This is a genomic window from Neobacillus rhizophilus, assembly GCF_018343535.1.
GTDB classification, from domain to species: domain Bacteria; phylum Bacillota; class Bacilli; order Bacillales; family Cytobacillaceae; genus Neobacillus; species Neobacillus rhizophilus.
Genome location: NZ_JAGYPF010000002.1, coordinates 434,955 through 461,187 on the forward strand (window position 1 = coordinate 434,955; position 26,233 = coordinate 461,187).

Genomic DNA, 26,233 nt, shown 5'->3' on the forward strand with positions numbered 1-26,233 from the left:
TTCTTGTGCCTCATCGGCAATTTCACTTTTACTTTCCAAACTGAGGCATGGGGACGGTTCTTTTGCCTCATTTTCAAATACTGATAACCTCCTATTTACATTTGCAGCTTCGTTTATAGCCTAAGCCATTTGAGACACTAGAACCGTCCCTCTGCATCATCCCTGTTTGTCACTTTCATCGGAAAAGTATTGGTGATATCTCGATAAGAATAAATTTTCACTATGACAAAACAACTAATCTAATCTATAATTAGTAAAAAAGTAACGCTTGTTCTACAGGAGGCCACCATGAACACACTTAATAATGTTTTGGAAAGTGATATAAGGAGTATTTCAAACTATGTATCTGAATTTAATGATTCTTTAGGAAAGTTCAGGATGGAAGAAGAACTCCATAATTTAGACTTATCTCATAACTTACAATCTCTATCTAATGAAATTCATCAATTACGGTTAGAATTAGTATCTCAAAATAAGAAAAGAAATGAAATATTACAAAATATAGAAGAAACGTTAAAAGCACCGAACAAAACGGAAGCAATGGAAAACTTCGGGTTTGCTATGCGGTTAGTAGAAAGAGGTGCTATAGAACGTTCTATTGAATATTTCCAAAAAGCAATAGCCCTTAATCCATTACATTACCGATCTTATATTGGTATTTCACTGGCATATATAAAAATGAATAACTTTGAAAAAGCATTGGATTATGCGAATGAAAGTGTTCTTCATGCTCCTGATGGCGAGGAGTATGACTTTTTAGGGTATTCCCATCAATTAATTTCCATGATCTATTACAATATGGGGAAATATCAGGAAGCACTACGATCAATCAAATTAGCAATCCGTTCAACTGAAAAGCCGGGATACTTATTTGATCATGCACGTTATGAGATGAAAACACGTAACTTAACAGATGGCATTCAACTATTAAAGCGTTCTATTGAAAGAGATCCAAAGCTTTTCGCTCTAGCAGCCATTGAAAAAGACTTTCTTTCTTATAAGGATGAAGTAGATAATTTTCTTATTTCCTTAAAGGAATATTTAAAAGACGACGTGCTGAAAAAATTTGATTCTATTAAGCTCTTATCTATTCCTGATTCTAAAGAAATTTTAAGTCTTACAGATAAAGGAAAATACTTTTCCGACTTTTCTAATTTAGTGGATGAAAAGAGAGAAGAAATACATCAACTACTCTCTAAGATTTCTAAGTTACTTGAAAAAGATACATATGAAAGTTATCGGAAAGCTGATGAATATATCACCTCGGCTTCAAGATTAATTAACAAGTTTGAAACTTTACTTGGTGAACAACTTGCTAAAATAATAAATGATGTAGAAGCAAAAATAGAATCAAAATCAAAACAATTGAATAGCAATGAAACGAACCAAGAAAGATTAAAAAATGAGTATAAACAAATTAATGGTGAGTTTTGGAAAACACTTTTCACTAATGGGAATATTTGGGGGTTAATAATATCAACTATCGTTTCGGTTTTCTTATTTACAGTAATGCCTCTTTTTGCTGGTTTTGTTGGAGTATTTGTGCTCGTTGGTATCTTTACTAGTATTCCTGTATTATCAAGGGCGTTAGAAGAAAAAAGTAGGAACGAAGAAAGAGTCAAACAATATATCCGTTCTAATAAAGTTAATTCTCAAACGATTGCTAAGGAAATCTCCGAATTAAAAAATGAATTACCTCACATTAGGGAAGATGCAAATAAAATTAAAAACAAATTGATTTTCGTTTTAAACGCCCAGCAAGCTAAAGTTTAAAGTAGAAAGGTCTAAGAGTTATGGCTATAAGCCAAGCTCTTTTTTGTCGATGAGATTGTCAATCAGTCCATTAGTAGGTGATTTAGAATCTATAGTCTCATAGACGTGTAAAATACATTTAAGAGGGGATATAAAAATTGATTGTGCTTTCGAAAAAGAAGAAAATCTTGACACTACTTATAATAGCTACATTAATGATTACCTTGTTTTTTTTCAACGGTTCTCCTGTAGCGGCGCACGAGGCAAACATTTGTCCTCAGCCTTCCAAATCTACCGTATCTTCATCCGATGGGCCCACGCCGATTATTTTTGTTCACGGGATTAGAATGGACTCTACTAAATTAAGTTCAGAAGCCCCATCAGTCCATGCTTTTTTAAAGGAGCTAGAACAAACAGGAAACTACCATGTGGTTGGATTGAGCGACTCAAATGAGTCTTACTTTGCATATCACGATGAAAATGAAAAGTATAGCGACGTTTCATTAGGTGGAAATAGCCTGCCTCATATTTCCACAAACGCAGAGGAACTGCATAAGGAAATCAAAAAGTGTTACGACCAATACGGCAAAAAAGTGGTTCTTTTCGGATATAGCATGGGAGCCTCCATCATCCGTGGGGAATTGGCCAGGTATGGAAAAGAAGATGCCAAGTATATTAAATTTGTCACCTTTTTACACGGGGTTCAGCAGGGATCCTGGCTGGCTCCTATTGGGGGCGGAATTGGGACAGGTGCAAAGGCGTTTGGACAAAGTTTCGAAATGACTTTTGAAAAACAATACGGAAAAGTTGGGGGTAAGGTAGCGGAGTTTGCTGTGAAATCGATAGCAGATCATTCTCCTATAGATTTAAATGCTCCAGCTATAAGGGACCTTGCCCCAAAAAGCGAATGGTTCCAAACCACGAACAAAACGAATCCGCCTGAATCCATCCCTTATTACAATTTTTATGGAGATATTCATTTACAATATCCCATTAATGTTCTTCCAGGGGGATTGTGGAATATTTCCGATGGAGCAGATGTCCCTATTGGGGATGGGGTCATTTTTCCAGGTACAGATACACCGACCGATACAGGTGATTTAGGTGGAACGAAGTTTAAGTTTAAAAAAGGAAATGAGTGGGCCAATCATGAAGATTTGCGTTTCAATGTTTCACTTGCTACGTTTTTATTAAGCATAAGTAATAAATCAAAGGAATTTGTTTCCAATATTTCGGATAGCGGCTACCATCATACTGCAATCCTTGCGTCAGATTGGGGAAAGATTGATACAATTTCTGTCGGTGATGAAACCAATACAAGGGGTAACTTGTACGAAACCATGATGAATGTATTCAAAACAGAAGCTGAAAATGAGACTCCAACGGCTGCGGAAACAAGAAACATCATTCAAAACCTTAAAAACGGCATCGTACAGACCTATCAGGACCATGTAAAAAAACATGAATGGGAAAATGTGCAGAATATGTCTAATTTTTCGATGATAAGGCCTCAGCTATTAAACTATGCTACTCAAAACTTTACTGACAGTGAATTGGAAAAAATTTCATCCAATTATTTCAAAGGCGGCGGCGATTATGCCTATTTCCCTATTGATGATTTTGATGTTCGGTTTACAATCCATGAGCGTACTCCTTCTAAGATTGTTGCTTCCTCTATTGAATTCAAGAATGAAATCATGGCAACGATGGATACGGTCTATTACACAGCAGTAAGAAAGAACGGGAAATGGGTATTGGATACGTGGAAATTCGTCGATTACAAAAATGAGCCGTTAAACCTAACGTGGTCGGAAATCAAGACGTATGCGAAAAAACATGGGCATGATGCCAAACTGGTCAAAGAGACATCCTATAAGGGTAAAAAGGTGTATATTGTCGATAACTATGTGGATTTTGACCACGTGATGATTTATGCAGAAAGCTCAGATTACGCACCTGTCCCGCCTGAAATAGAACCATCAGCGGCCAGCAACAGCCAGAGCCAACCAACCAATTCACCAACGGAGTATGCCGTGAACTATCAAATCACCACAAATGGAAAAGGGACTGCAAGTACTCCAAACGGCGGGACCCTTACGTTAAAGGTGGGAGATACTATTAAAGTTACACGAACTGACCAACTTGATAGAAATGAATATTTTGAAAGGACGTTATTCGGCGGGGATGTCATGGAATTAGTACAACCTGGTGAAGATGTTTTTATCATAAAAGCGACTAAATCAGGCCCTTCTTATATCAGCATTTTACCTCTGGATGAATGGGATCTTGAATATAAAATTAACATCATGGTTCAATGACAAAGGATAAAGTAGCAACTAGAATCGAGAGGAGAAATAAGCGATGAAAAAATGGTGGGTGGCTGCTATTTCTGCTGTTGTGTTAATAGCATTAGGAGCCACAGTATATTTTCTGTCATCCGATCACGGCGAAACGGCTAGCCAAAAATCCGTTTCGGCAAATGTTCAGAAAACAAAAACGGATGATTCAGCTGCTGAGTTTGTGGATAGCGTAAAAGAGGCTTATGAAAAAAATGATTATACTGTTATCTATCAATCTCTGAGTAGTACTGTCACTAAAAATCTCACGTTGGAACAGTTCCTGCAAAGTAAACCAGAAGGATTGACAGTAGAGGATATTAAAGATAATGGGAAAGAATCTGTTAAAGAGGACGGTTCTTTTAAAGTATTAAAAAAACCCATTCGTATGAAAATTACTCAAAACGGACAGACCAAAACGATAAACACCAACTGGGTTTTTGTTTTAGAAAATGGTCAGTGGAAATTTGTTGGTTCAGACGAGTAATGTGATGCATGGGGACGGTTCTCGTGTGTCATTTCTAACATTGGCTAAGAGGCGCAAACAGTGATCGGTTATGGCTGGATCCATTTAGTTATTGTGGTAATCTCCCCAAGATGAACATACTCTCAAAGAATAAAAGCCAACGATCCTTAAAACAGGGTGGTTGGCTTTATTCATGAATGTTTCTCACGCCTTCATCCGCTCAGACAGGGCTGGATTACAATCCCTTATTTAAGAAAAGAAATATTAAGAAACCTGACTCTACTGTTTTTCAGATATATCTAAAATGGACGTATCGATCCATAATTCTTGACCTTTATTCTCGCCCTCAATTATTTTTACCAAGGCAAGGTCATTTGATTCTTTATCCATTTCTTTTATATGAATCAAGCTGTCCTTTGGAAGAAAGATCGTATCAACGTCTACTTCTTTCATTTCACCATTTTTCGTTTCGACATCCCCTGCGAAGATTAGCCCCGTCTCTGTTCGTACAGGTACAGGATCTATCATTTTATTTAATTTTTGATAATCCTTTAATGTTTTCGTACCTGATATATCATATTTCAATAAGTACAAATCGCCAACTTTATAAGAAACGTCTTTCTTTTTGGTACCAACCAATTTAGTTGATGGTTCCTTATTACTGATATCATCAATGATCGCCTGTGCCTCTTTTGCATATTGTGAGCCTAGTTCATAGGGTTCGTCTAATAAACCGGTTCCTTGTTGGTAGGCATGGAGATACTCTAGATATTTTTCTATCGAAAGGTGATATAACTCGATAATTTTTGTGTATTTCTCTGGTTCATAGTATTTAGGCACTTCTAAACCTTGTGCGATATCTTTATGCAAGTAAAGCAAACTTTCAAAAACAACAGATTCTTTTTTTCCAGAATCCATTAACATTAAATCATCAGGAGAAGGCATCTTACTCTGAACATTTTCAATGTAACCCTCTATATAGCTATTAATATACCGAGCAATACCATTTTCCTCAGAACTAATGTCGCTTTCCGTTACAGTGTCCGAGTTCGCTTCGGAATCAGATGATGAACCAGTCGAAGCTGCTGAACAACCAGTTAATAGAAGGCCTGCCATCAGTAATGCGCATATTTTTTTCATCTTATGTCCTCCCACTTTTTCTTATATCTTTTTAAAATAAAAATCACTAGTTTTCGTATCTTTTATTTGACAGTTCCTTTTCCGCATTATGTAGATATTGATGGGCGTACACTCTCAAAAGCCCTTTAGTATTATATACCTAATAATTCGACATTTGTGATAAAACGCATTAGAAATCTTATAAAAAGTTCGGGTGCAGCTGTCACCGCTCGGATATTGCTGGTGTTCAGACTTTTTGGATATGGCTCATAATGGAGCATCTGATGGTTAATTTGTCAGTTTATAATAGAAATTAAATACTATTCTATCTATTAGTTTCGACAAACTCCTTCTTTGGGCCTAATTATAATGAATAATGGCTACATAATAAGGAATGAGGGAGGAAAAAAGTTGAAAAGAATTTTGAAGCTGTTGCCGTTGCTTTTAGTTGTCAGTTTATTTTTTACAACTTCAGGATTTGCCAAGAGTGAAAATGCAAAAAAATCATTGGTTGCATTGGGTGATTCTATCCCATTTGGGTATGGGCTTACCGATAGTATGGATGAACCATCAAGAGATGCCTTTCCGTATTTAATTGGAGAAGCAGCCGACCTCCGCGTCCGCAACCTAGCTGTCCCAGGATGGAAGACATCAGACTTGTTGAATGCGCTAAATCATGATCAAAAGTTCATTCAAGCGGTAAGTAAGGCAGATTATATTACGTTGAATATTGGCAGTAACGATTTGTTAAAGTCAATTAAAGACGCTTATGTGGCGAGCGGAGGAAATCTGGATAATGAGGCCATAATAAGATTAATTAATAGCCTTGGTCCATCTGCCCAAATTCTTCAACTAAATATTAGTTTAATTGTTGGAAAAATTAATGCGCTAAACCCTCATGCTAAAATAGTGCTATATAATTTTTATAATCCGTTTCTATTCCTTGGTGAATCACACCCAATTAATTTGTTAGGTAATCCTCTTATTCAGACTATCAATCATGCATTAGAGGGGTTAAACTATCCGAATTTAGCCATTGCCAATGCCTACGTTATAGGATTGAGTCCGTTTTACCTTTTACCAGGAGACATCCACCCGTCTCTTGCCGGGCATGAGTTGCTTGCAAATATTGGCTTAAACGCATTAAAGTAGAATAATATTGTTAGTGACTAGGGCTGTTGAAGAAAATCAACAGCCTTATTTAATTTAGAATTTTTAAGAGGTATTGTTTACTATTTGTTGAATTACTAATATACAAAAAGTAAAAAGGTGGAAAGAATATGAATTCAACGGTTTCTCCAATTGCTTGTAAGGTAAATAATGTATTTATTCATGTTAGTGATTTAAAAAAATCTGCAGAATGGTACAGTGATTTACTTGGGTTACCGTTTAATAAGGAAGAAGTTAATTCTCCTGTCTACAATGTCCCTGTAACTTCAGAAACCGGCCTTACTTTAGATGATCACACATTTGACCCAGGCTTTAAATTGAAGCCTTCAAACCACGTTCTATTTAATTTCTTCGTCCAAGATATTGATGAAGCTTACCAGTTTATTAAAAATAAAGGGATAATAGTCGTTAAAGAAATAGAGCGCATAGGTGACTTTGCCTATTTTAATTTCAAGGACTTAGATGGCAATGTTTTAATGATCTGTAATTGTTAGATGTTCTACGCAAGGGTAAAGTTTTTTTACCTTTGCTTTTTTATTTGTCAAACTATTGGAGAACTTGACCAAGAAAGGGGGAGTCAAGGTATCAGACAAACACCGGTTCAGGGGCAATCCAAGGTTCCTTTTTCAAAAGAAAAAGGGATACTATATATCTTTAAATAACTGGGGGTAACCTTAGATTGGGGATGAAAAATGTGTTGGAACATGCAAATGAAAATCTAGTTGAATGCTCCGGATGTGGACTAAAGTTAAACAATCAACATCTCCCTTTATTTGGGCGTTACAATGCTTCTGGTGAATGTTATCAAAAATATAGTGAATTAAGTAATTAAGTGATTTATTTTTGTAAATGTATGCATTTTGCACCAAATAGCGCATTCAATTTCATTAAAGTTGTGTTTTCGTACCTGTTTTAGCACTAAAATCGTAACAAAATAATGGAAATTGCGGTCTTACGAAAGTGGTATACTATTTACTCTGTGAATGATCAGTGAAAATAAGAGAAAACATATTGACCTATTTGGGTCGTTTTCCATTTATTTGGATATACTTTCCGATTTGGTGTTGTTACTTTCCACTTTGATGATTTTACTTTCACTTTTTGGCAAATACTTTCCGATTTTCTACTTTTACTTTCCAAAATTAGCGATTTACTTTCCAAACCCTTTTTAGAGTAGAATTTTCCCTTCTATACCCTTCTTTGAAAAGAAGGGGCCATCCGATAAAGAATCCCTCACCTTCAAAGAGTGAGGGAAAGTTAAAAAATAGGGTAGTAAAACTAGACAAGCTGATAAAATAGACCGAGTTGAGTATCATACCATAACAGTTTGCCGTGTTTGCGTTTCGGGATACGTGTTTGTAGACTCCACTCGGGGTATTGTTTCATAATCTGTACCTGGTCACCTGTTGCAAAAGCAATAAATGAAATAAAATGTTCTTTTGTCATAGGATGGTCGCTTGAAATAAACCATTCATGATCGATTTCAGAAACAAATAGCTTTTCTTCGTCTGTTGCTTTCTTCGCTTCTAATGGTTCCAGCTTTCTTCCGCAGCAAGATACGGTCATATTTCCGGTCCCCAATCCTATATTAAGACAGGACGGGCAGACAAAATAATGAGACTTTTTCATATTTCCCCCTACAAATTCATTCGACGATAATGCGCCATCTAAGATATTTTCGATATTTACTCCGAGGAGAGTTGATAAACTTGGCAATAGCGTGATGTCTGGACAGCCATACCCACGCTCCCATTTTGAAATCGTTCGATCAGAAATATTCATTTGATCGGCTAATTGTTTCTGTGTTAGTCCCTTTTCCTTCCGCAAATTTAAAATTAACTCTCCAATTTTACGATTATCCATCAATTTCTCCTCCTGCTCTACTGCCATGATAGAACTTTAAAAGTTTCGAATCAACAAACGCTCCGTAGAGTTATACGGAGGGGCGGTTCTTGTGTGTCATTTCGTTTTACGGCTTTTTCCTTCAAATCACTAGGTGTGGCGAAAATAAGTGAGAGGACAAATAACAGAATAAAATAATGGGTCTGTGGGAGAATATGGTGGTTAACTAATTCAAAGGAGGAGTTATTTTTGAGTCACTTCACAGACCATCATCATACAGGAGAAACAGTAATGGAATCTGGGCAATATATAGATGCAGATGGAGAGAAGAAAGAACTTCGTCAAGGCGAAACATTTCCTGAATGCCCATCAACAGGGAAATCTACAACCTGGACGCACGAAAGCCATACTCATAGAACTGGTGAAACAGTAATGGAATCAGGGCATTATGTAGATGCAGATGGCGAACATATAGTACTTAACCAAGGAGAAAAATTCCCAAGCTGCCCATCCACAGGAGAAGCTGTCTCTTGGACTCATGAACAGTAAAAATGAAGTACAATCATGAGGGGATATCAATCCTAATCAGAAGGGTCTGGGTGCCTGAGCCGCAGTAAAAAGGCGTTGGTGAGGTACCCCATAAAGGGAAGGGGAAGCCGAACCCGGGCTATGGGTCTGACTCCCACTCACTTACATAAAATAGCAAAAGGCCCGACTAACTCCTATTCGCTAGTCGGGCCTTTTCACGCGCAATACCTTCGGTTGTCTCCTTAAAGAACCGTCCCTATGAAATTTATTTTACAACATCGTCCCAGCATGATTCGGACTCTTTTTTTAGACTTTCGATATGAAGCTTTAATACTCCTAGAAAAGTAGGAAGATTTCGTTCCCTCATGGCTTCAACTAAACGATGATGGTGACTATGTCTTTTAATCGTACTTTTAAGTGAGGTTGGATGCACAATGCGAGACAAGGCAACATGTGTATTTAAAGAACTATAAATATCCTTGATTTTTTTATTGTTTGCCCATTCGACTAAAGCTTTATGAAACTTAACATCTAATTCAATATACAAATCAAATGGGAATGGGTTTACCTCTATTAACGAATCCATTTCGTCTACTATAGTTGCCCATTCTTGGAGTTGAGTTTCTGAGATTGTGTTGATAATTCTTTGTGCAGCCCACATTTCTATCATTAAGCGCGCATCAAGGACTTCAATAAAATTAGTAAATTGTAATTGTGTGACATAGGTCCCTTTACGGGGGACGATCTCTAGCAGACCCTCATGAACAAGCTGATCAATAGCGCTTTTCACTGGAGAACGACTTACCTCGAATTCGTCTGCAAGCTTATAAATATCTAGTTTATCGCCTGGTTTGTATTTTCCATCGATAATTTTTCCCCTAAGCACCTTATAGACCTGGTTTGTTAAAAGTGAAGTCTCGATTTCACCGGACAATCTCTATTCACCTACCTTGATTTTTGCATTGTAATACGTAACATATCACAGAAATGAATAAAAGTAAAAATTAGTAAAATTACTATACTGTAAAAATTATAATGAATGAGCTGCAAATCGTCAATTCTTTTTAGTAGAAGACCTTTTACTATTCAAGACTGATTAGTGAAAAATAAGGATTTTTAAGAGCCGCTTTCACTTTTATTTATCAGTTAATTCAAAAAAGTGTTGACGATTAATTAGAAGGAATGTATTCTAAATCTGTGAAGTGTAACATGTTACACTTCACAAGGAAATTGAGATGCTAGTAAATGAACGAATTATGTTATGGATTAATTGTAAACGTTGCCATCGGGGGGCTGGTTCATTGTCTGTAATTAGAGTTATTTTTTCATTTAGATTACGAACGGAAAAGAGAGGAAGACAACATGAAAAGTCTTGTTTGTGAAAAACCTAATCAGTTTGTTATGAATGATGTTACAAAGCCATCTATAAAAGACGGTGAGGCATTAATTCGTATTCGTCGTGTTGGCATTTGTGGAACGGACTTTCATGCCTATCGGGGGCGTCAGCCGTATTTTAGTTACCCAAGGGTTTTAGGTCATGAATTGGCAGGGGAAATTGTCGATATAAAGACCAGCCAAAAGAATTATGTCATTGGTGACCAAGTAACGATCATTCCGTATCTTGAATGCGGAACATGTATTGCATGCCGTAATGGAAAACCTAATTGTTGTACAAAGTTAGAGGTTCTGGGGGTACATACGGATGGTGGTATGCAGGAATATATGACGATTCCCGTTTCGCATTTAATGAAAACGAATGATATCACATTAGAACAAGCGGCTACAGTTGAATGCTTTAGCATTGGTGCACATGCAGTTAGACGCGCAGATATTAACCACTCTGAATTTGTGGCTGTCATCGGTGCTGGCCCGATTGGTTTAGGGGTTATGAAATTTGCCAAATTAGCTGGAGCAAAGGTGATTGCTCTGGACGTGAATGAAAAGCGGTTAGATTTTTGCAAAAAATGGGCTGATGTTGATTATGTGATCGATGTTGCTTCAACTGATGCCATTGAAGAAATCAAGAAGATTACAAATGGTGATTTTGTAAACGTTGTCTTTGATGTTACTGGCAATGTAAATTCAATGAATAACGCATACAATTATGCTGCTAATGGAGGCAGAATTGTCTATGTTGGACTTGTTCAGGCAGATATTTCTTTCCCGGATCCAGAGTTTCATAGGAAGGAATTAACGCTTCTTTCAAGCCGGAATGCGACAAAACAAGATTTTGAGTATGTGATTCAAACCATTAAACAAGGGCAGGTTGATACCAATGCCTTTATCACCTCAAAAACTTCGTTTGAGGAAATAATGGATGAATTTGAATCTCTTTCTAAACCAGAGTCAAACACCATAAAGGCAATGATTACATTCTAATTATTAAGCTAAATATAAAAATTAAGATAAAGGGGAGATAAGGTAATGAAAAAGTGGAGTATGATTTTAGCCGTCATTCTTATGATCACAACTGTTTTAGCTGCTTGTGGAGGTAAAACTGATCAAGCATCGGGGAATAAGGACAGCAATAAGGAGAGCGAAGGCAGTAAAGACAAATCCTATACGATCAAGGTAGCCAATTATTACGCAATCGATCATCCTCAAAATGTTGCGTTGCAGGAAAAATTTAAACCGCTTGTGGAAGAAAAGTCAGGTGGATCGTTAAAGGTAGAAATCTACGAAAATAATAAACTAGGCGGGGAAAAAGAGTTTTATACAGGTGTACGAAATGGAACGATTGAGATGGGCATACCTGGTATGATTATGCAGGCCGATGTTCCTAAAATGGGTGTTGTAGAAAGACCTTTCTTGTTAAGAGATTTCAAACATGCAAAGGAAGTATTAAATGGCCCTATTGGAAAAGAAATGACGGATGAGTTGGAAAAAGTCCATGGCGTTCATGCACTAGCATGGAGTGCAAACGGATTTAGAATGGTTTCCTCTAATAGAGAGGTTGCCAGTATGAAAGATTTTAAAGGACTTAGACTGCGTATGCCTAATACACCTGTTTTCGTGGAATTGGGACAAGCATTAGGAGCAAATGTCTCACCAATGCCCCTTTCAGAAGTATTTACAGCGATGGAACAAAAAGTTGTAGACGGTCAAGATAATCCAATTGGCGTAGTCAAATCCTCTGGTTTTTATGAGGTCCAATCGCACATCTTGGAATCGCGCCACGGATTTACGCCAAATGTCCTTATTGTCAATCAGGCTTTTTGGAAGAAGTTATCTCCTAATCAAAAGAAGGCTGTAGAAGAGGCAGCAAAAGAATATGCTGATTATGAGTGGAAGTTATCAGAGGAAAGCTATGAATCTGATAAGAAATTCTTGCAAGGAAAAGGGATGAAATTTGTTACTCCAGATGAAAAGTTTATGAGTGAGATGGAAAAAGCCGTTCAGCCAATGTATGAATCCTACTATAAAGAATTTCCGTGGGCAAAAGAAATGGTAGAGAAAATTAAACAACAGGGAAAATAATCATGGTTAAAGAGTAAGGGTTCTTTAGGAACCCTGCTCTGCTTTTTGGAACGCTCTATTCGTTTTGTAAGGGGATGTGTTTAGTGGAAGTATTGATCCAAAAGGTTTACTCCTTTTTGAAATTCATCATTGCGCTGTTTCTCTCGCTAATGGCGATCTTTGTATTTGGAAACGTTGTATTGCGCTACGCCTTTAATTCAGGAATTACCTGGTCAGAAGAAGTATCGCGTTTTTTATTTATCTGGTTAATTTTCCTAGGTGCCATTCTTGCATTGAAAGATAATGAGCATTTAGGAGTCGATTCGATCGTAAAGAAATTACCTTTAAAAGGGAAAAAGATCGTTTACGTGATCAGCAATTTACTAATGATGGTTACACTGATCCTCGTTTTCGATGGTAGTTGGAAGCTTACAATGATGAATGTCGACCAATCGGCACCTGCTACCGGTATGTCGTATGCCTATATTTATATGATTGGTATGGTTATGAGTGTCGGTATGGGGCTTATTATTATTCTAAGACTATTCCGTGTTTTATTTAACAAAATGAGTGAAAGTGAATTTGTCATGACAACGGACTCGGAGGAACTTGTCGAACAAATGGAGCTCGAACATACTAATGATGGAAAAGGGGAGAAGATGTCATGACATTGGCAGTTTTTGTAGGGTCACTTCTAGCTGTTATGGCATTTGGCATTCCAATTGCTTTCGCACTTTTACTTAGCGGTATTATTCTCATGTTATTTATGGGTAATTTTGATACACAAATTTTAGCTGCCAACTTAATTGATGGTGCCGATAATTTTCCACTTATGGCAATTCCCTTCTTTATCCTTGCTGGAGAGTTAATGAATGCAGGGGGAATTTCAAAACGGATTATTAGCTTTGCCATGGCGTATGTGGGTCATATTCGTGGAGGACTGGGATATGTAGCCATTATTGCGAGTGTTTTATTTGCTGGATTATCTGGGTCAGCTGTATCGGATACAGCAGCACTCGGTGCCATTCTTATTCCGATGATGGTAAGTGCAGGGTACAATCGGAACCGTTCAGCAGGACTTATTGCAGCAGGTGGAATCATTGCGCCTATCATTCCTCCTAGTATTCCGATGATTGTATTTGGAGTGACAGCGGGTGTTTCAATTTCGAAGTTATTTATGGCGGGCATCGTACCGGGTCTGTTACTTGCAGTATCTTTAACCATCACTTGGACAATTATTGTCAGAAAAGATAAAACAGTTGCCCAGCCGCGTAAGACGGCTAAAGAGAAATGGGCTGCAACTCGTTCTGCCTTTTGGGCATTGCTCATGCCTCTCATTATTATCGGTGGATTACGGGGTGGTATTTTCACACCGACCGAAGCGGCTGCTGTTGCTGCTTTTTATGCTTTGTTTGTAGGATTGGTCATCTATCGGGAATTAAAGTTAAAGAAACTTTATGAGGTACTAGTCGTTGCGGCTAAAACAACTAGTATTGTCATGCTTTTGGCTGCGGCAGCAATGGTATCCAGTTGGTTAATCACCGTGGCCAATATTCCAGGTCAACTTATCACGTTGCTGGAGCCGTTTATGGACAATCAACTTTTGCTGCTCATCATCATCAATTTAATTGTCCTTATTGTTGGAACAGCAATGGATGTTACACCAACTATCTTAATTCTAACGCCGGTACTTATGCCTGTGGTCAAACAAGCAGGAATTGACCCGGTATTCTTTGGCCTATTATTCGTATTAAATAATTGTATTGGTCTTTTAACTCCTCCAGTTGGAACCGTTCTTAATGTTGCAGCAGGAGTAGGGAAAATTGGTATGGATGATATCATGAAAGGCGTATGGCCATTTTTAATAGCGGAAATCATTATACTTATCCTATTAACACTATTTCCATCTCTTGTTATGGTTCCGTTGGGATGGTTCCATTAGAATGATGCATGGGGACGGTTCTCGTGTGTCATTTCTATCCATTGGGCTGAGAAAGTTGCTATTCCACGAAACGGGGGACAGCGAGAGTTCCGTTCCTAATCAAGGTTCTTTTAAAATTGAAAAGCCAACTGCCACTCTGAAAAGGTAGTTGGCTTTCGTCATTTTAGGATTTCCAAAGGGCGATGTGACTTTCACCACTTCATTTGCTCATATGATGCAAGGGGACGGTTCTTCTGCTTCACCTTGTGAGGCAGAAGAACCGTCCCTGTGTTTCATTCGATATAGTAAATATCGCCTCCTCTCTTAAAGAGAGAAAGTTCGAAATTCAGTATTGAATCTGATCCAGCCATGTTTCGGTTTAATATAGGACAGTAATCTCCTGCATATCTCCAGAGAAATTGCCCAATATTTGCTGAGTAAGCACCCCTAGAAAGACGATGAGAATGAATAGCAAATGAATACCGCGGATAAGGATCATCGATCTTTCGAGGAATTTCTCGCCAGCTTTAACAATGAATGCGACAATCAAAGCAGCAACGGTGACTAATTAATAATTTTTTCAAAATAATTTTATCTATTATCAACGCTTGTCCAATCTTCTGTATTTTTTTTTGCATATTTTATAATACGAGGGACAGGAATCTCTCGCGCCATATCCGCCTCCATATAGTACACCTCCAATCCAAAGAAGCGTATTTTTTATTAGATACGCTTCTTTGCATTTCATCCGTACACTTAATAAACAATTTAGAAGCCTTCAAAATTCCCAATACTAAATGGTCATTTAAGAGAGTTTTATAATGAAATAGCCGATTTTTCTTAAAATTATGAACTCGTCCAATCATTTTTTTTACAAAAAAATATCTTAATAGTGGGATTCAATTAATATCTCAGAAAAATAAAAGGAGGTGATAATTTATGTATGGATATAGCGGCGGAGGATATGGGATGGGTACTAACTTCGCGTTAATCGTTGTATTGTTCGTTTTATTAATTATCGTACTAACAACTACTGCTATTTGGTAAAAATGTCCATTCTGGATTTTAATAGTCAAATTATATAGAATCGAGGTGATTTACATGTCCGGTGGACTTGGACACATGGTTGCATTAATCGTTGTGCTTTTCGTATTACTGATCATTGTAGGAACTAGTTTTTCAACTGGTTATGGTTACTAAGTCGTAGAAGGGTCATGTTACTGATTTTCAGTAGAAGGACAGGTTGGGACAACCTGTCTTTTGTAAAATTCCCCTATGATTTACAAATATTAAAAAAACAGAATTAATTTGCCTTGTTGAATTTAAACCTCTAATGAAAGGAGGGGGATTTAATGACATTTGGATTTTTTGGATTTGGAAGAAGACGGTTTGTCCCGATTGAAATTGAAATCGAAATAGAGAGAAGAAGACGAATTGAAATTGAAATCGAGATTGAGAGAAGAAGACGGATTGAAATCGAGATTGAAAGAAGAAGACGGTTTGAATTCGAACGAAGACGCGGATTCTTTTAAGCATATGATTAAAGAGTGTGTGTTTGGGCCTTCGGGCTCTTTTTTTTGTGAAGTAAATTCATATGGCATGGCTTTTTCTACTGTGCCGCCGTAAAATTTGAGTTAAATATCTTTTCCCCATACTTACATCAAAAGCGCATAAATGCACCTCCTGTACATACTGTAGAATCCCTCCCATTCCTTATCAATTCCCTATTCTTATAACCGTCCCCATGCTTCATAATGGGAAAAATTCACTAAGTATTGGGCAAGTTGACAGGTGCGGTGGTTGTTTTTGTATCTATTAAGCTAGGTAAATGGAATGATTTTTAGGGGTACTTTTTGAGGGGGTTGAGGAGATGTGTGTCAGAATACCTATTATTCTATTTATAAAACTTGGGTTGACATGATTTTAGACTCATTTGCTAATTTTCCCAATAACAACCAAACTATCAATTTCCAAATTCAACCAATTAACCTACCAACATTCGACAACAAAACGAGCTGTAAACGCTTATTTTTAAGGTAGCACCGAAGTAATGACAAAGAGTGTGCGAAGAAAGGAGGGCGGCAAGTTACTTTAAGAAGGAAAATACTTAGGAGGTAAGTGGATGAAAAGAAGGAAAACACGCATTTTCTCAATTCTATTAACCGCAATCCTAATGCTGCCGATGCTGCTCCAGCCGAACATGAATGCTGTGGCAGCGACGAAAGGTGCCAGCACATCCGCAAAGGATGCACTGCCAACACCGCAGCAAAAAGTAAGTAAATCCTTAGCAAAGCAATTCGAAGCAGAAGACAAAGTTACCTTCTTGATCAAAATGAAAGAGCAAGTGGATACCGCAAAGGTGGCCAAGGATACGGAGAAACAGGCAAAACTCCAGAAGGCCACACCGGCTAAGACGAAATCGTTGAAACGGAACACAATTGTTTCTGAGCTGAAAGCAACAGCACAGGAATCGCAGGCTGACTTGATCGCCTACCTGGAAGAGCAGGTCAAAGCCGGCAACGCCAAGGATGTCCAATCCTTCTTCGTGGTCAATGCGATTGCCGTCACAGCCACACAGGAAGTCATGGAAAAAGCAGCCGCCTTCATGGAGGTTGAAAAAATCCTGCCAAACGAAACGAGACAATTGTTCGTTCCGGAAAAATCATCCGCGGCCGGAACAGCCGTTCAGGAACCACAAGCCGCGACAACCGGAATCGAATGGAATATTGACCGGGTCGGCGCCCCAAGAGTATGGGCAATGGGGATTGACGGGAGCGGCACGGTCATCGGTTCAATCGATACCGGCGTTCAGTGGGACCACCCGGCATTAAAGGAAAAATACCGCGGCTACAACTCTGCCACAGGCCAAGCAGATCACACTTACAGCTGGCTTGACGCGGTAAGAGGCCAAGCAACACCATATGACGATCAAGGGCACGGCACCCATACTATGGGAACCATGGTCGGAGCCGATCCAAGCGGGCAGAATGTTATTGGCGTTGCGCCAGGCGCGAAGTGGATTGCGGTAAAAGCATTCACAGCCGCGGGCGGGACAGATGCTGATTTATTGGAAGCAGGCCAGTGGATGATGGCTCCTGGCGGCGACCCTGACAAAGCGCCGGATGTCATCAATAACTCTTGGGGCGGGGGCCCGGGCCTTGACGAGTGGTACCGTCCGATGGTGCAGGCTTGGGTAGCAGCTGAAATTTTTCCAGAATTCTCAGCAGGAAATACGACGCTGAGCAATCCGGGCGGACCAGGTTCTGTGGCGAATCCGGCCAACTATCCGGAGTCGTTCGCAACAGGGGCCACCGATATCAACAACAAACTCGGAAGCTTCTCCTTACTTGGACCATCTCCATACGGGGAAATCAAACCTGAAATATCCGCACCGGGTGTGAACATTCGTTCATCTGTTCCGGGCAGCGGCTATGAAGGCGGCTGGAATGGCACATCAATGGCAGGACCGCACGTCTCGGCAGCTGTTGCCTTGCTGAAGCAGGCCAATGCCAGCTTAACCGTCGCTGATTTGGAGCAAATTTTACAGACGACCGCGATTCCGTTAACGGACGGCACATATCCAACGTCGCCAAATAACGGCTATGGGTCGGGGTTATTGAATGTGTATGATGCGGTTTCTTCAGTGGTCTCCGGATTGGGGAAATTGAAGGGACAGGTAACAAAAGATGGGGACGACAGTGAAGCACCGGTGTTAACGCATTCCCAACCTGCCACGGTTTTCGCAGGAATGCCGCTAACGTTAGAAGCTTCGGCTGCCGACAATATCAGTGTAACAGATGTATCCTTCCAATATCAAAAACAAGATGGCACTTGGGCTAATGCCGCTGTAGAGCGTACGGCAGGTGATTACAAAAATGGCACCTACCGCGTGACCATCCCTGGGGCCGACGTTGCAGTCGGGAACCTTGTCTACAAATGGAAAGCGGTCGACTTTGGCGGAAATGAAACCGTCAGCGAGCACAGCGTTACAGTTGTTCCTGGAATCACCGTCGGCTATGTAGCCGATTTTGAAAGCAATCCGGTTGGCTGGACTTCCTATGGCGCCATGAATTCTTGGCAGTGGGGCGTCCCAACGAACGGACCGGGGGCTGCTTTTTCCGGCGAAAAAGTCTATGCGACCAACCTGACCGGCAATTACGACAGCCGCGCCAATGCGAACCTGCAGATGCCGCCGATCGATTTGCCGGAAGGAAACAGCTACCTGCAATTCAAGCAATGGTATGAACTCGAGCGCAACTATGATTACGGCCATGTGTTTGTATCGACAGACGGCGTCAACTGGGTGCAAAAGCTCCGCGTCAACAACCTGTCGAATGGCTGGATTGACGGCGAGGTCAACCTCAGCGAGTACGCCGGTCAACGCATCTACATTGCGTTCAACCTCACCACTGATGGCAGCGTGGTGAAGCAAGGCTGGTATATCGATGATGTCAAGCTGACCAATACAGCGCTGGCTGCCCCTGCTTCTTTGGAAAAAGAAGACCCTGTGGCCGATACTGCCGGTGACACTGGTGAGGCAGCTGTGGCGGCGGATTCGGCAAAAACAGCTGAGGGAGATTCCGCGAAACAAGAGGGTGCTGCAGAAGCAGATTCTGCGAAAAAAGAGCAAGTCGATCCTGACAAGATTACCGTCGTGATGCCTGAAGCAGAAAAGGCAGCCGCGTCCGACATGACAGCCGCCCCTATGGCACTGCCGATGCAGGCACAGGTGACCGTCCTCGAGTCGGGCCGTTCCGTGACGACCAACCCGGCAAACGGCAGCTTCGAGATGACTCATGCATCCGGAACCTATACCGTTAAGGCCGAGGCTTATGGGTTTGCGACTCAGACCAAGTCTGTCACGATTGACAATGACAGTACCGCAACTGCCAACTTTACGCTTCAGGAATTGGCAAAGGGCACCGTTTCCGGTACAATCACCAATCAAACAACTGGGCAGCCAGTTGCCGGTGCAACGGTATATCTAGTGGAAGACGCAAAAATTGCCCCAGTGCAAACCGATGCAAATGGACATTTTTCAATTACGGCTTATGAAGGCGGTTACAAGCTGAAAATCGTTGCCCCGCATTATTATAGCCAGGAGACAACGATTCAACTGAAAGGAAACTTTGAGCAGAACATTGCGCTTAAGCCATTCATCGGTTTCCGCGGTGAAATCGGCTATGATGACGGCACGGCGGAAAATGCCCGCGCGTTTTACGATGCCGGCAATGGCTGGGCCGTGAAAATGTCGCTGGCAGAGGGCCACAAAAAAGCATTGGTGACCGGAGGATTATTCCGCTTCTGGACATCCGAATGGCCGGTTCCGGGCGGCACAGCCTTTAAGGTTGCCGTTTACGATGCATCAGGCCCTGATGGTGCGCCTGGCAAGAAGCTGGCTGGACCGTTTGATGCGACGGCACTACGCAATGGCCAGTGGACGCATGTCGATTTAAGCAGCCACGGCATTCTCGTGGAGGGCGATTTCTATTTGGTTTATATCCAAGCTGATATCAATACGAAGTCCCCTGGTTTGGCGACAGACGAGAATGGAAAAAATGCCAAGCGCAGCTGGCAGCTGGTCAGCGGCGGCTGGGCACCGTCCCCTGAAGCTGAAGGAAACTATATGATTCGCGCTGTTGTCGATTATGAAGTTACAGCTCCAACGATTACCGCGCCGGTTGATGGAACGTTCACCAATAGTGAAACGGTTACGGTAACAGGCGAAGTAGCACCGACGACGAAGGTTCATATTTTTAACAAAGGAACAGAGGTGGCTGTCGTTGATGCCCAGGATAATGGCACATACGCGGTCGATGTGAAGTTGGCTGCTGGTGAGAACCAATTGACCGCCAAGGCGTCCACTGAGCAGGGAATGACGGATGCTTCGGCACCGGTCAACATCATTTATGACGCCGCCCCGCCGGAATTGACGATTGGCGCCCCGGCTGATGGAAGCAAGCTGAATACCGAAACCGTTACCGTGAGCGGCACTGTCGTAGATGACAACCTGTATTTAGTGCTGGTGAACGGAGCAACGGCGAAGGTCCAGGATGGCAAGTATTCCGCACGCATCATGCTGGAGGAAGGCGTTAATCAGATTTCTGTAGTGGCCAAGGATAAAGCAGGCAACACGACAGAAAAGTCGGTGAGTGTCGATGTGGACTACACGGCGCCGCAGATTCAAAATCTGAAGCCAGATGCAGATAAGGAATTGAAGAAAGGCGAAAGCGTGAAGATTGAGTTCACAAGCGAGCCGGGCATAAAGGCATCCTTCACGATTCAAATGCCGTTGACACAACTGACCAGCCAGCTCCAGGCTTCCAACGCGACTGAACTTCCTATGATGGAGGTGTCACCAGGTAATTACGCCGGCTACTACACCGCCACCAAAGACATGAAAGCCGCCGGAGCCGTCGTCGAAGTCAAAGCCGTCGATACGTACGGCAACGAATCTCGAAAAACCGCCGACGGCAAACTCTATATTAACGAAAAGATAAAGAAAAACAATAAATAGGTGCTAAGGGGACGGTTCTCCTAGCTCCCTAAGGATATGAAAATGTTGGCTGGACCCAGAAATTGCGGGGGTCCGGCTTTTTTTGTCGGGTTAAGAACCGTGGCCTAACTGGAAATTTGTCCAAATTTCCCGGAAAATTATATTTTCTGTAGAATTTATTCTGGCTAGATGGGTTCTGGGACTGAGTTTCCGCCGAAATTTGTTATTATTCCGCCGGAATCAGCATTATATCCGCCGATTCTTGGGGCTATCCGCCGAATTTCTGTAACTTTCCGTCGAAATTAACTAGATATCTGCCAAACCCTTGACATGCGCCAGGGGGACAGTTCTGGTGGTCCATCTGGAAGCTCTAGAAATAATTGTAAAAAAACGATTGACGTGTAACTTTGTATTAGTGTACTATTCAAATAGAACACCAATACAAAGTTATAAGGAGGCTATCAGCAGATGTCTGCTTTTCAAGGGTTGTTGAAAAAGGACTTTGCGATTTCGAAGCTTTGGTTTCTTTTTTGGCTCATTTTTATTTCTGTGTTTTTGATTATACCGCTGGCAATTGAGAGTTATTTTCATGCGCCGCTTTCCTTTCTTCCTGTGGCTGTCATCCTGTTGCTTGTTTTTAACACCTTTCTCCTGCCGTGCATGTTATTGTCGATGCTGAGGCTGGAAGGGAAGACACAATTATGGCTCTATAATCCGCAAAGCAGCAAGGCGCTGATTTTATCAAAAATCGCTGTCAGCTTTGTCTATCAGCTGATCGCCCAATTGTATTTAACGGCAGTCGGTTTAGTTATTTACCAATTTTATAAAAATCAAATTCACATTGAAGCGAGCGACCTGTTTGCCGGTGCGATCATCTTCAATATCGGACTGCTATTGGTCGGGCTATATGTGTCTTGCTGGGCCGTGTTTTATTGGACCATCTATCACTCTTTAGGGAAATTTCCAGCGGTCAAAAATTGGCGCTGGCTCGTCATTCTGTTCCTATTTTTTCTTTACAATTTAATCTCCACGTTTTTGGCGAAAATTGAAATTCTCAGAGACGTCATCTTCAAATGGAAAATCCCAGTATTGGCGGGGCCGAATTTTAACCATAAAGAAGGGGATAATTGGGAAATCTTTTTAAATATGACAGATCTGCCAGTGCTCGGACTTCTGCTCTATATCATCCTTGCATGCGGGTTATTCCTCATTTCATGTTGGTTACTCGACAGAAAAGTTGAGGTGTAATGGCGATGACAAAAGACTTCCAGGCATCGAAACCAATCTATATCCAAATAGCCGATCACCTGTCGTCCCAAATGGTAAGAGGCGAAATGAAAGCAGGAGATAAATTGCCTTCTGTTCGAGAAATGGCGATTCAATCAGGTGTTAACCCAAACACCATTCAAAGAACCTATAGCGAGATGGAGAGGATGGGGATCGTGGAAACAAAGCGGGGGCAGGGGACCTTTGTCACAGAAAATGAACAGGTCCTCCAAGCATTAAAGATACGGCTGCAAACGGATATCATCGGTGTATTTGTCGAAAACATGAAAGAGCTTGGTTTTACCCAAGAGGAAATGATCCGGGGCTTGCAGCAATACTTTAGGGGGGAGCAGAGGTGACCATTCAACTAAAGAACATTTCGAAACGATATGGGAAAGATATTTCTTTAAAAAATGTTTCCCTTACATTTGAGACCGGAAAGATTTATGGGCTGCTCGGGCCAAATGGCAGCGGGAAGTCGACGACATTAAAAATGATTGCTGGACTTGTCTATCCGGACCTCGGCCAGGTGGAAGTGAATGGCGAAGAAGTGACGCGGAGAATTAGCAAAGACGTTGCCTATTTAACGGAACTGGATATGTTTTATCCTTCTTTTACAGTGGGAAATATGATTGATTTTTATGCCTCACAATTTACTGATTTTGATAGGAACAAGGCAGAGCAGCTGATGCAGGATATGAAGCTGGATTCTGCGAAAAAAATAAAACGATTGTCCAAGGGAAATCGCGGCAGATTGAAATTGGTTCTGGCCTTAGCAAGGAAGGCACCGGTCTTGCTGCTGGATGAACCATTTTCCGGACTTGATCCGATGGTGCGCGATTCGATTGTGAAAAGTCTGGTATCCTACATTAATTTTGACGAGCAGACCGTGATTATTGCCACACACGAAATCGATGAGATTGAACCGCTTTTAGATGAGGCCATTATCATTTTAAACGGGAAAATCATTGAGCAGGAAAATGTCGAAGACCTTAGGGAAGAAGCCGGGTTATCCGTGCTCGAGTGGTTTAAATCGACAATGGCGGAAAGGGAGGGGCGCGATCATGAGTAGTCCTGTTGTGGAATTGAAACATGTAACCAAAGTGATTAAAGGGAAAACGATCATCGATGATTTAAGCTTCACGATTGAAGAGGGAGAAGTATTCGGCTTCTTAGGCCCAAATGGGGCAGGAAAAACGACGACAATCCGCATGATGGTCGGCCTGATGGGGATTACGTCCGGTGAAATTTTGATTTGCGGTAAGAATGTTGAAAAAGAATTTGAGGATGCCCTAAAAAATATTGGCGGGATTGTAGAGAACCCTGAGTTATACAAATTTTTAACCGGGTATCAGAATTTGATGCAATATGCCCGGATGTTCAAGGGCATTTCCAAGCAAAAAATTGATGAAGTCGTGGAGTTTGTTGGGTTGAAAGATCGCATTCATGATAAAGTCAAAACCTATTCGCTGGGAATGCGGCAGAGATTGGGATTGGCCCAAAGCTGCTTCATGATCCAAAGGTGATGATTCTCGATGAACCAACCAACGGTCTCGACCCAGCGGGAATCAGAGAGATTCGCGATCATTTGAAGAAATTGACGAAGGAAAAAGGGATGTCCGTCATCGTATCCAGCCATCTATTGGCGGAAATGGAAATGATGTGTGACCGAATCGCAATCATTCAAAACGGAAAGCTCGTTGACATTCAAAAGGTTCACGATTTCAAGCAGGAAAGTAAACAGAAATATTTCTTCGAAGTGGCTATAAAAAATATCTCCGCTCTAAAAAAGTTCAATCTATCCTATGAAAAGGTTGAAAATGGAATTGTAATGGAGATGGAAAAAGAAGAAGTCCCGGAAATGATTCAATGGTTTGTTGAAAAGGGAATTCGTATTTTTGAAGTGAAGCCAATCGCCAAATCGTTAGAGGATCGTTTCTTAGAAGTCATAACCCAGGGAGAGAAGGTTCATGCATAGTCTCATTGTTAATGAATGGATCAAAATATTTAAACGTCCCGTCACCTATGTGATGATTGGACTGCTGGTTCTCGGCATCATCGCTTCAGGGACTTTAACCAAAATCTATGGCGACCGCAATCAACAGAATCAACCTCAATGGGAACAGCAAGTGCAGCAGCAAATTACACAGGATCAAAAGCAAATGAGCGAGCTGCCGCCAACGGCCGTTACGTATAAGAAAAATTTAGAAAGGCAAATTGCCATTAATCAATACCGTTTGGATCATAAAATACCACCCGCTACAGAGAACACAGGGTGGACATTTATTAAGGACAGCACTTCGCTCATATCGTTTGCCGGTTTATTCACGATCATTGTTGCAGCAGGGATTGTCGCCAGTGAATTTAGTTGGGGAACGGTCAAGCTGCTCTTAATTCGGCCGATCAAACGATACAAAATCCTCCTATCTAAATATTTTACGGTAATCTTATTTGGCCTGCTGATGTTGGCGATTTTGTTTGGCGGTGCCGCGATTTTCGGATTTGCTGTATTTGGAACAGGGGATGGCGGTTCTGTGCATCTTGCCTACTCCAATGGACATGTTGTTGAGCAAAATATGCTCCTTTATTTAATCAAGACATATTTCTTGTCATCCATTGATGTGATCATGATTACGACAATGGCCTTTATGATTTCCGCTGTATTTCGAAACAGTTCGTTGGCGGTCGGCTTATCCATTTTCCTATTATTAATGGGAGGACAGATCACCACGTTAATCGCATCGCGGTATGAATGGGCGAAATACAGTTTATTTGCGAATACAAACCTAACCCAATATTTCGACGGCGTCCCATTAGTCGAAGGCATGACAGTAGGTTTTTCCATCATCATGCTGCTAATTTACTTCTTCATCTTTCAACTCCTGGCCTTTGGGGTATTTACGAAAAGAGACGTAACCGCGTAGGGTGAAGCATGGGGACGGTTCTCGTGCATCATTTCTAGCCATAGGGCTGAGAAAGTGGTTACTCCACCAAGAAGGGAGAAGCCCGTTCATAATCAAAGTTCTTTTTTAATTGAAAAGCCAACTGCCCGGTAGGAAAGGTAGTTGGCTTAAGTCATTTTGGGACTCAAACGGTGGAATGGCTAACATTCTTTCGAACTATCAGTAAAAATAAAAGAAAACATAATGATTTTTTTGGGATAATTACCATTTAATTGGATATACTTTCCGATTTGTTGTGGTTACTTTCCTCTTTGATGATTTTACTTTCACTTTTTGGACAAATACTTTCCGATTTTCTACTTTTACTATCCAAAATTCCTAATTTACTTTCCAAATCCTTTGTTAGAGAGTTATACAGAGAGACTGTTCTTTTGTATAGGAAAGGTGCCATAGTCACTACTCGAATTTTGCCGAAGATTGATAGGATTTTAGCCTGGTAGGAAAAGATAAAATGGAACTGCAACTGAATATTGTTAGGGTGGCTTGGTTGTCAATCTTCTTTTCCTCATTCATTGGGGGAAGGGAGGTGATAATCTTGGAAACAGTTCTTGAATTCATTCGAGAACTTCTGAAGGGAATCGGACGGGAAATTACGGCGCGTTTTTTTCGGAAAAACGTCTTAGAATACAAGAAAACCACCCCGCGCCGTAGAAGCATAAGGGTGGTTCGCGAAAAAATTAAAACATAGACAACCACCACCCAGACGGTAGCAGTTGCAAGGAGAGAAGTGCACCAACACTTCTCTCTTTTTTATATAACCATTATATACAAAAGTATTCCAAATTAAGAGGGAAGAAGTTTTTTGCTATGGGGTCAGTACCCTTTTTTTAGCCTTAGTTAGCATTGGCTAACCCAATTGTGATTTTATTACGCTTTGAACTCTTTGTTTTTCTTCTGGAGCGACTATTGCATAATAAA

Annotated in this window: 22 protein-coding genes and 1 pseudogene; 20 read left to right on the forward strand and 3 right to left on the reverse strand. The window is 40.8% G+C overall.

Annotation, left to right across the window (positions count from 1 at the left end):
• Positions 1-288 precede the first annotated feature (288 nt).
• From KHA99_RS10035 to KHA99_RS10045, 3 genes are all read left to right on the forward strand, one after another.
• The gene (locus KHA99_RS10035; protein ID WP_213117309.1) at positions 289-1,773 is read left to right on the forward strand and encodes a tetratricopeptide repeat protein; all 1,485 of its coding nucleotides are present in this window, start codon (positions 289-291) and stop codon (positions 1,771-1,773) included.
• Between the two features lie 137 nt (positions 1,774-1,910).
• Positions 1,911-4,070, forward strand: a complete 2,160-nt coding sequence (locus tag KHA99_RS10040; RefSeq protein WP_213117310.1) for an esterase/lipase family protein — start codon at positions 1,911-1,913, stop codon at positions 4,068-4,070.
• A 43-nt stretch (positions 4,071-4,113) separates the two neighbouring features.
• Entirely contained in the window at positions 4,114-4,575 is a 462-nt protein-coding gene (locus tag KHA99_RS10045) for a hypothetical protein (RefSeq protein WP_213117311.1), read from the forward strand.
• 258 nt (positions 4,576-4,833) lie between these two features.
• On the opposite strand, the gene KHA99_RS10050 is transcribed toward KHA99_RS10045, so the two are convergent.
• A complete protein-coding gene (locus KHA99_RS10050) occupies positions 4,834-5,694 on the reverse strand; it encodes a hypothetical protein (RefSeq protein ID WP_213117312.1) in 861 nt (286 codons plus the stop codon).
• A gap of 390 nt (positions 5,695-6,084) precedes the next feature.
• On the opposite strand from KHA99_RS10050, the gene KHA99_RS10055 reads away from it, so the two are divergent.
• Both KHA99_RS10055 and KHA99_RS10060 read left to right on the forward strand, forming a co-directional pair.
• Positions 6,085-6,825 (forward strand): SGNH/GDSL hydrolase family protein, encoded by a 741-nt coding sequence (locus KHA99_RS10055; protein ID WP_213117313.1) that lies wholly within the window; start codon positions 6,085-6,087, stop codon positions 6,823-6,825.
• 128 nt (positions 6,826-6,953) lie between these two features.
• Positions 6,954-7,337 carry a VOC family protein gene (locus KHA99_RS10060; protein ID WP_213117314.1) on the forward strand — a complete coding sequence of 128 codons (384 nt, stop codon included), beginning with the start codon at positions 6,954-6,956 and terminating at the stop codon, positions 7,335-7,337.
• 784 nt (positions 7,338-8,121) lie between these two features.
• Here KHA99_RS10060 and KHA99_RS10065 read toward each other — a convergent pair.
• Positions 8,122-8,706 (reverse strand): helix-turn-helix domain-containing protein, encoded by a 585-nt coding sequence (locus tag KHA99_RS10065; protein ID WP_213117315.1) that lies wholly within the window; start codon positions 8,704-8,706, stop codon positions 8,122-8,124.
• 228 nt (positions 8,707-8,934) lie between these two features.
• Here KHA99_RS10065 and KHA99_RS10070 point away from each other — a divergent pair, with 228 nt between their 5' ends.
• On the forward strand, positions 8,935-9,234 hold the full coding sequence (locus KHA99_RS10070; protein WP_213117316.1) for a hypothetical protein: 300 nt from the start codon (positions 8,935-8,937) through the stop codon (positions 9,232-9,234).
• Positions 9,235-9,478: 244 nt separating this feature from the next.
• Here KHA99_RS10070 and KHA99_RS10075 read toward each other — a convergent pair whose 3' ends face one another.
• Positions 9,479-10,147: a GntR family transcriptional regulator gene (locus KHA99_RS10075; RefSeq protein ID WP_213117317.1), complete on the reverse strand. Its 669-nt coding sequence runs from the start codon at positions 10,145-10,147 to the stop codon at positions 9,479-9,481.
• A gap of 428 nt (positions 10,148-10,575) precedes the next feature.
• Here KHA99_RS10075 and KHA99_RS10080 point away from each other — a divergent pair, with 428 nt between their 5' ends.
• From KHA99_RS10080 to KHA99_RS10145, 14 genes and pseudogenes are all read left to right on the forward strand, one after another.
• The gene (locus KHA99_RS10080) at positions 10,576-11,592 is read left to right on the forward strand and encodes a zinc-binding alcohol dehydrogenase family protein (protein WP_213117318.1); all 1,017 of its coding nucleotides are present in this window, start codon (positions 10,576-10,578) and stop codon (positions 11,590-11,592) included.
• Positions 11,593-11,637: 45 nt separating this feature from the next.
• Positions 11,638-12,690 carry a TRAP transporter substrate-binding protein gene (locus tag KHA99_RS10085; RefSeq protein ID WP_213117319.1) on the forward strand — a complete coding sequence of 351 codons (1,053 nt, stop codon included), beginning with the start codon at positions 11,638-11,640 and terminating at the stop codon, positions 12,688-12,690.
• A 74-nt stretch (positions 12,691-12,764) separates the two neighbouring features.
• The gene (locus KHA99_RS10090; protein WP_213117320.1) at positions 12,765-13,337 is read left to right on the forward strand and encodes a TRAP transporter small permease; all 573 of its coding nucleotides are present in this window, start codon (positions 12,765-12,767) and stop codon (positions 13,335-13,337) included.
• The gene (locus tag KHA99_RS10095) at positions 13,334-14,611 is read left to right on the forward strand and encodes a TRAP transporter large permease subunit (protein ID WP_213117321.1); all 1,278 of its coding nucleotides are present in this window, start codon (positions 13,334-13,336) and stop codon (positions 14,609-14,611) included. Before KHA99_RS10090 ends, KHA99_RS10095 begins: the two co-directional genes overlap by 4 nt.
• A gap of 918 nt (positions 14,612-15,529) precedes the next feature.
• Positions 15,530-15,637: a YjcZ family sporulation protein gene (locus KHA99_RS10100; RefSeq protein WP_213117322.1), complete on the forward strand. Its 108-nt coding sequence runs from the start codon at positions 15,530-15,532 to the stop codon at positions 15,635-15,637.
• A 54-nt stretch (positions 15,638-15,691) separates the two neighbouring features.
• The gene (locus KHA99_RS10105) at positions 15,692-15,790 is read left to right on the forward strand and encodes a YjcZ family sporulation protein (protein WP_213117323.1); all 99 of its coding nucleotides are present in this window, start codon (positions 15,692-15,694) and stop codon (positions 15,788-15,790) included.
• 152 nt (positions 15,791-15,942) lie between these two features.
• Positions 15,943-16,122 (forward strand): hypothetical protein, encoded by a 180-nt coding sequence (locus tag KHA99_RS10110; RefSeq protein ID WP_213117324.1) that lies wholly within the window; start codon positions 15,943-15,945, stop codon positions 16,120-16,122.
• A 590-nt stretch (positions 16,123-16,712) separates the two neighbouring features.
• Positions 16,713-21,107, forward strand: a complete 4,395-nt coding sequence (locus KHA99_RS10115) for a S8 family serine peptidase (protein WP_213117325.1) — start codon at positions 16,713-16,715, stop codon at positions 21,105-21,107.
• A 447-nt stretch (positions 21,108-21,554) separates the two neighbouring features.
• On the forward strand, positions 21,555-22,334 hold the full coding sequence (locus KHA99_RS10120) for a hypothetical protein (protein WP_213117326.1): 780 nt from the start codon (positions 21,555-21,557) through the stop codon (positions 22,332-22,334).
• A 5-nt stretch (positions 22,335-22,339) separates the two neighbouring features.
• Complete coding sequence (locus tag KHA99_RS10125; protein ID WP_213117327.1) at positions 22,340-22,711, forward strand: GntR family transcriptional regulator; 372 nt, start codon at positions 22,340-22,342, stop codon at positions 22,709-22,711.
• Positions 22,708-23,424, forward strand: a complete 717-nt coding sequence (locus KHA99_RS10130) for an ABC transporter ATP-binding protein (protein ID WP_213117328.1) — start codon at positions 22,708-22,710, stop codon at positions 23,422-23,424. Before KHA99_RS10125 ends, KHA99_RS10130 begins: the two co-directional genes overlap by 4 nt.
• Positions 23,417-24,330: pseudogene (locus tag KHA99_RS10135) on the forward strand (ABC transporter ATP-binding protein). The gene KHA99_RS10130 and the pseudogene KHA99_RS10135 overlap by 8 nt, the downstream one beginning before the upstream one ends.
• Positions 24,323-25,276, forward strand: a complete 954-nt coding sequence (locus KHA99_RS10140) for an ABC transporter permease (RefSeq protein WP_213117329.1) — start codon at positions 24,323-24,325, stop codon at positions 25,274-25,276. Before KHA99_RS10135 ends, KHA99_RS10140 begins: the two are co-directional and overlap by 8 nt.
• Positions 25,277-25,850: 574 nt before the next feature.
• Complete coding sequence (locus KHA99_RS10145; protein ID WP_213117330.1) at positions 25,851-26,003, forward strand: hypothetical protein; 153 nt, start codon at positions 25,851-25,853, stop codon at positions 26,001-26,003.
• The last annotated feature ends 230 nt before the right edge of the window (positions 26,004-26,233 follow it).

What these genes read in the sequence shown, in the direction of transcription:
- KHA99_RS10035 (WP_213117309.1), top strand. Translation starts at nt 289, where the DNA reads ATGAACACACTTAATAATGTTTTGGAAAGTGATATAAGGAGTATTTCA.
- KHA99_RS10045 (WP_213117311.1), top strand. Translation starts at nt 4,114, where the DNA reads ATGAAAAAATGGTGGGTGGCTGCTATTTCTGCTGTTGTGTTAATAGCA.
- KHA99_RS10050 (WP_213117312.1), bottom strand. Translation starts at nt 5,694, where the DNA reads ATGAAAAAAATATGCGCATTACTGATGGCAGGCCTTCTATTAACTGGT.
- KHA99_RS10060 (WP_213117314.1), top strand. Translation starts at nt 6,954, where the DNA reads ATGAATTCAACGGTTTCTCCAATTGCTTGTAAGGTAAATAATGTATTT.
- KHA99_RS10065 (WP_213117315.1), bottom strand. Translation starts at nt 8,706, where the DNA reads ATGGATAATCGTAAAATTGGAGAGTTAATTTTAAATTTGCGGAAGGAA.
- KHA99_RS10080 (WP_213117318.1), top strand. Translation starts at nt 10,576, where the DNA reads ATGAAAAGTCTTGTTTGTGAAAAACCTAATCAGTTTGTTATGAATGAT.
- KHA99_RS10085 (WP_213117319.1), top strand. Translation starts at nt 11,638, where the DNA reads ATGAAAAAGTGGAGTATGATTTTAGCCGTCATTCTTATGATCACAACT.
- KHA99_RS10090 (WP_213117320.1), top strand. Translation starts at nt 12,765, where the DNA reads ATGTGTTTAGTGGAAGTATTGATCCAAAAGGTTTACTCCTTTTTGAAA.
- KHA99_RS10095 (WP_213117321.1), top strand. Translation starts at nt 13,334, where the DNA reads ATGACATTGGCAGTTTTTGTAGGGTCACTTCTAGCTGTTATGGCATTT.
- KHA99_RS10100 (WP_213117322.1), top strand. Translation starts at nt 15,530, where the DNA reads ATGTATGGATATAGCGGCGGAGGATATGGGATGGGTACTAACTTCGCG.
- KHA99_RS10105 (WP_213117323.1), top strand. Translation starts at nt 15,692, where the DNA reads ATGTCCGGTGGACTTGGACACATGGTTGCATTAATCGTTGTGCTTTTC.
- KHA99_RS10110 (WP_213117324.1), top strand. Translation starts at nt 15,943, where the DNA reads ATGACATTTGGATTTTTTGGATTTGGAAGAAGACGGTTTGTCCCGATT.
- KHA99_RS10115 (WP_213117325.1), top strand. Translation starts at nt 16,713, where the DNA reads ATGAAAAGAAGGAAAACACGCATTTTCTCAATTCTATTAACCGCAATC.
- KHA99_RS10120 (WP_213117326.1), top strand. Translation starts at nt 21,555, where the DNA reads ATGTCTGCTTTTCAAGGGTTGTTGAAAAAGGACTTTGCGATTTCGAAG.
- KHA99_RS10125 (WP_213117327.1), top strand. Translation starts at nt 22,340, where the DNA reads ATGACAAAAGACTTCCAGGCATCGAAACCAATCTATATCCAAATAGCC.
- KHA99_RS10140 (WP_213117329.1), top strand. Translation starts at nt 24,323, where the DNA reads ATGCATAGTCTCATTGTTAATGAATGGATCAAAATATTTAAACGTCCC.